The sequence below is a fragment of the Bradyrhizobium sp. Ai1a-2 genome (genome assembly GCF_000426245.1).
In the GTDB taxonomy this organism is placed as follows: domain Bacteria; phylum Pseudomonadota; class Alphaproteobacteria; order Rhizobiales; family Xanthobacteraceae; genus Bradyrhizobium.
Genome location: NZ_AUEZ01000233.1, coordinates 1 through 1,362, shown reverse-complemented (window position 1 = coordinate 1,362; position 1,362 = coordinate 1). Strand labels below are relative to the sequence as shown.

The following is a 1,362-nucleotide window of genomic DNA, read 5'->3' as shown; positions in this document are numbered from 1 at the left end:
GGGGGCGATCAGGCCGGGCTGCTGGCGCTGATTGAGAAGGTCAAGGCACGGGCGACTTCGAAGCTTGGCTCGGCGCCGCGTGTGGTGAGCTGCTACGAGGCCGGCTATGACGGCTTCTGGCTGCACCGGCTGCTCGAGGCGGTTGGGATCACAAACGTCATCTTCGATCCTGCAAGCATCGCGGTGGAGCAACGGTCGCGGCGGGCGAAGACGGACCGGATCGACGGCGAGCTTCTGCTGCGCACCTTGATGGCCTATTTGCGGGGCGAGCCGCGGGTGGTGCGGATCGTCCGGGTGCCGAGCGAGGCCGCGGAGGATGCCCGGCGCACCAGCCGCGAACGCGAGCGACTGGTGATGGAGCAGACGGGCCATACCAATCGGATCAAGGCACTGTTGCGCCTGTTGGGTCTGGCGGCCGGCAGCTTGCGGCGACGGAACTGGCTGGTTTGGCTGGAGCAGCAGCGGGACTGGCAGGGACAGCCGGTGCCGCCGCATCTGTTGGCCGAAGTGAAGCGCGAGCATGCGCGGCTGATGCTGGTGCGCGACCAGCTCAAGACGCTGGAGCTGGCCCAGGCTGCCGCGGAAGCCGCTGCGGTGCCCGCGCCGACCGCAGAGCGGCGGGATCTGTTGCTGCGGCTCAAGGCCCTCGGCCCGGCGTTTGCCACGACGCTGGTGAACGAGATGTTCTACAAGGACTTCCGCAACCGGCGCGAGGTCGCAAGCTATTGCGGCCTGGCGCCCAGTCCCTGGCAAAGCGGCGGCATCGATCGCGAGCAGGGCATCAGCAAGGCTGGCAACCGGCGGGCCCGCCACAAGGCGATTGAACTGGCCTGGCTCTGGCTGCGCCATCAGGGCGACAGCGCGCTCAGCCGCTGGTTCCGCACCCGCACCGAAAACGCCGGCAAGCGCGCCAGGCGCCTGGCCATCGTCGCGCTGGCGCGCAAGCTGATCGTAGCGCTATGGCGTTACCTCACCACGGGCCTTGTTCCGGAGCAGGCAACCATGAAGACGGCATAGCCTCCAGTCACGCAACCAGGGCCCGCCGGCTCTACGCCGCGCGCCCCGTACAGGATGGATGATGACCGTGCCACCCAGGGGCTGAACAAAGCCGTTTTGTAGATGGGTCTCATCCTCTCAGGCTTCCTCGCCGCAAGCATGCGGAAGGTGGGTACGGATCAAACATCCGACCGGATATGAGGTGATGCAGTGAGCTGCAGAAATCTTCGGAAGCCAATCCTCGCCCGGGGGCCGGTCGTCGCGCTGCGCTATGCATGGCTTCGCGCGCCGCCCTCTCACCGCAAAAAACCGACCCATGCTTGTTCGTTGAGAGCCTTGACTCACAAAGCCCCATATGAGGGTGGG

General features: G+C 66.5%; 1 protein-coding gene. It reads left to right on the top strand.

Annotation, left to right across the window (positions count from 1 at the left end; genetic code table 11):
• A partial coding sequence (locus K288_RS0143425; protein WP_027584871.1) for an IS110 family transposase occupies nt 1-1,017 on the top strand: 1,017 nt, incomplete at its 5' end.
• Nucleotides 1,018-1,362 lie beyond the last annotated feature (345 nt).